This is a genomic window from Acinetobacter sp. YH12112 (genome assembly GCF_013418945.1).
GTDB classification, from domain to species: Bacteria; Pseudomonadota; Gammaproteobacteria; order Pseudomonadales; family Moraxellaceae; genus Acinetobacter; species Acinetobacter indicus.
This window is the reverse complement of the sequence record NZ_VPBA01000075.1, coordinates 1-3,422: the sequence shown is the minus strand read 5'-3', so window position 1 is coordinate 3,422 and position 3,422 is coordinate 1. Positions and strand designations below refer to the sequence as shown.

4 protein-coding genes are annotated in these 3,422 nt (G+C 45.6%); all 4 read right to left on the bottom strand.

Translation table 11 applies throughout. The features are described from left to right. Positions 1-219 precede the first annotated feature (219 nt). The gene (locus FTU50_RS14990) at positions 220-444 is read right to left on the bottom strand and encodes a hypothetical protein (RefSeq protein WP_000743213.1); all 225 of its coding nucleotides are present in this window, start codon (positions 442-444) and stop codon (positions 220-222) included. Next, a complete protein-coding gene (locus FTU50_RS14985; protein ID WP_001366550.1) occupies positions 441-1,178 on the bottom strand; it encodes a recombinase family protein in 738 nt (245 codons plus the stop codon). Before FTU50_RS14985 ends, FTU50_RS14990 begins: the two co-directional genes overlap by 4 nt. A gap of 148 nt (positions 1,179-1,326) precedes the next feature. Beyond that, positions 1,327-2,493: a tetracycline-inactivating monooxygenase Tet(X3) gene (locus FTU50_RS14980; RefSeq protein ID WP_024160783.1), complete on the bottom strand. Its 1,167-nt coding sequence runs from the start codon at positions 2,491-2,493 to the stop codon at positions 1,327-1,329. A gap of 189 nt (positions 2,494-2,682) precedes the next feature. Further along, a complete protein-coding gene (locus FTU50_RS14975; RefSeq protein ID WP_205779272.1) occupies positions 2,683-3,276 on the bottom strand; it encodes a tyrosine-type recombinase/integrase in 594 nt (197 codons plus the stop codon). Positions 3,277-3,422: the final 146 nt, after the last annotated feature.

Sequence of the window (3,422 nt, the reverse complement as noted above, 5' to 3'; positions counted from 1 at the left end):
ATGAGGCATGTTCCGCGTCCTTGCAATACTGTGTTTACATACAGTCTATCGCTTAGCGGAAAGTTCTTTTACCCTCAGCCGAAATGCCTGCCGTTGCTAGACATTGCCAGCCAGTGCCCGTCACTCCCACTCGATTGTAAACAAGCACACAAAACCCTTTAGTGACAACAATTTGCAAGAACTATCAGGCTCAGTGCCATGAAAAATACCATGACCAGATCATGAGGTTGAACACGGCTTGCGCCGGCAGCGTTCACGCTCCTGGTCGGCGATCTCGCCCGGCTGCAATGCTAGCTCAGCATCGGTCATGCGCTCCAGCACGTCGCGTAGGCGGATGGTGCAAGGAATGGGCGGCAGCTCGAACTCATAGCCGCCGGCGATCATTTCGGCCGCAATCTCCTCGGTGATGAAAAACGGCTCGTCGTCTTGGTTCGGCTTCTTCATGCCCTTTCCTCCTGGCGCTCATCCTGGCCGACAGCGGCCAGGGCATCGGCTTCCGTCAATGCGTCCTCCACGAACGCGCCGTGCTGCTTCGCTTCGGCCTGGCTGACCTCGGCCCATATCCGTTTCACCTGGGCCGCACTGTACCCGGCCAGCTCGGCGGTCTTGTTGATGCTGTAGCCGGACTTGCGCAGCGCGACAACTTGGGCGCGGCGCTTCGGATCAGCACGGCGGCCCTTGTACCGCCCGGCCTGGCGGGCCAACTCAATGCCTTGGCGCTGGCGTTCGCGCCTGTCCTCGTAGTCGTCGCGGGCCATCTGCAAGGCCAGGCGAAAAAGCATGATCTGCACGGCTTCCAGCACGATCTTGGCGACGCCCTGGGCCTCGGCCGCCAGGTCGGATAGATCGACCACGCCAGGGACGGCCAGGCGTGCGCCTTTGGCCTGTATCGAGGCCACCAGGCGCTCGGCCTCGGGCAAAGGTAGGCGGCTGATGCGGTCGATCTTCTCGGCAATGACCACCTCGCCGGGCTGTAGGTCGCCGATCATGCGCAGCAGCTCAGGCCGGTCGGCGCGTGCGCCGGATGCCTTCTCACGGTAGATGCCGGCGACGTAGTAGCCGGCGGCCTTCGCGGCCGTAGTGATCGCCTCTTGGCGTTCCAAGTCCTGCGCGTCGGTGCTGACGCGCAGATAGACCCGCGCCACCATCGGCGCGGCTACTGGCTTCGTCCTGCGCATACTTGCGGGCTCCTTTGGGCATACTCAAATGCACCCATCTTAAACTGGCAGCTAATGTACAAAAGTTGATAGAAGCACACAAGTTCAATTTTGCACTTCTGCCCCACTATTGCAAAACTGCTTGTTAGTAGCCGTTTTTTCTTACTGTTTATAGATTCAATAATTTTTGAAACGAAAAATTGGGACTAAACATTTCGGTTTCGTTTTCTGTCGATTCGTCCTGCGTATCTTTTGCATAAACAAACATTTGTTGTTCGTAGTTTTCGATGGCATTTTCAATACTTGTAAATTCTCCGTTTGTAAGGTTTTCAGACAATATCAAAGCATCCAATAATCCCGTATTTACACCCTGTCCTGCAAAAGGCGACATCAAATGAGCAGCATCGCCAATCATTGTTATGGGTAATGGACGGTTACTTTTCCAATCATTGTTCAAAGGAAATTTCCTTGTGGGCAAGCATTGAAATGTTGATACCGAACGTATTAATTGTTTGTAAACTTCACTCCATTTGGAAAATCTTTTCAATAAAAAATCGGCAACGCTGTTTCTGTCCTGAAAATCTAAGGGAATTTTATTTTTCCATTCATCGGGCGTTTTAAAACTAATTCCTAAATACAATGCACCATTATTATTGGGATTGGCAAACAATAAAATGCCCTGATGTCCCGCCATTAATCGGTTGCCGTTGCATAGCTGAAAAAATCCGGGACAGTTTATTTCCGGTTGAAGAATATCAGCTTGGATGTTGAAAGTACCGGTTTCTTCAACTTGCGTGTCGGTAACAAAGCTCCTTATTTTCGACATTCCACCATTGGCAAGAATAACCAAATCTGCTGTTTCACTCGGTTTATTCTCAAAAGTTAGTGTCCACTTCTTCTTACCAGGTTCAAGCATAACAAGTTTTCTATCCCAAATAACCGTGTCGTTTTCTAAACTATTCAACAAGATAGCCCTTAAGTCATTTCTGTTTATTTCAGGATTGTCAAATCGATTTTCGGGCTTTACATTTTTTGTGGATAAAATATTGCCTTTTTCATCAGCAATATTTACACCCATTGGTAAGGCTAAGTCATAATAAGTTTGTAACAATCCCGCTTTTTTCATTGCTTCCTGACCTGAACCTTTGTGTAGGTCAAGGGTTCCACCAAAAATTCTTGCCTCTCGGTCGTTGTCTCTTTCGTAAACTGAAACGTCTATGCCGTTTTGCTGTAATAATTTTGCCATAGTCAGTCCAACGGGTCCACCACCAATTATTGCAACGTTCTTATCACTAAGTAAATTCATTTGTTTGTCTGTATCTATTCGCATTGTCATTCAAAAATGGCACATAACAAGTGGCTATACGCCAAATGGCGTATATATCCACTATATCTTATTTTGCTAAACCTTTCATTATCAGTGACAAATCCGTTTTCAACCGTTTACCGTTCGTTTCTACTCTCTCAAAAGGATTTATATTCATAGTGCTTTTTGTTAAGTTTTGCTCAAATATACAAATCCTTTCTATATATCTAACAAATCCATCGGACTTTTTAATTGTTCCATTCCCTTGGTGGTAATATGTGTATAAACCTCAGTTGTTTTACTGCTTGAATGACCTAACAACGATTGAATATAACGTAAACTCGTACCATTCTCAAGCAAATGCGTTGCAAAGCTATGTCGTAAGGTATGTACAGTAACTTCCTTTTGAATCTTTGCTTTTAAAACAGCTGCTTTAAAAATGTTTTGAATACTTCGGCTTGAGTATGCGCCACCTTTTTGACCTTCAAATAAATAATCTTTTGGTTTATATTCCATAAAGTATGTTCTTAAAATAATTAATGTTTTCTCAGATAAAATGGTATAACGATCTCTTTTTCCTTTTGACTGTTCTATACGAATTTGCATGCGCTTGGAGTCAATGTCTTTTATTTTCAGGTTTATACATTCAGAAATGCGCAAACCTGCCGAATAAATAGTCATCAGAATAGCCTTGTGTTTCACGTTTTCAATAGCGCGTAGTACCCGAATGGTTTCTTCTTCACTCATCACAACAGGAAGTGTTTTTTCTTTTTTTGGTCTTTCGATGAAATATGTTTTCCGTTGTCCACCCAAAACACGTTCGTAATAAAACTGGCACTGTTGCAAAGTTAGCGATGAGGCAGCCTTTTGTCTTATTCAAAGGCCTTACATTTCAAAAACTCTGCTTACCAGGCGCATTTCGCCCAGGGGATCACCATAATAAAATGCTGAGGCCTGGC

Coding starts and splice junctions, on each gene's coding strand:
- FTU50_RS14990 (WP_000743213.1), bottom strand. CDS start 444: ATGAAGAAGCCGAACCAAGACGACGAGCCGTTTTTCATCACCGAGGAG.
- FTU50_RS14985 (WP_001366550.1), bottom strand. CDS start 1,178: ATGCGCAGGACGAAGCCAGTAGCCGCGCCGATGGTGGCGCGGGTCTAT.
- FTU50_RS14980 (WP_024160783.1), bottom strand. CDS start 2,493: ATGACAATGCGAATAGATACAGACAAACAAATGAATTTACTTAGTGAT.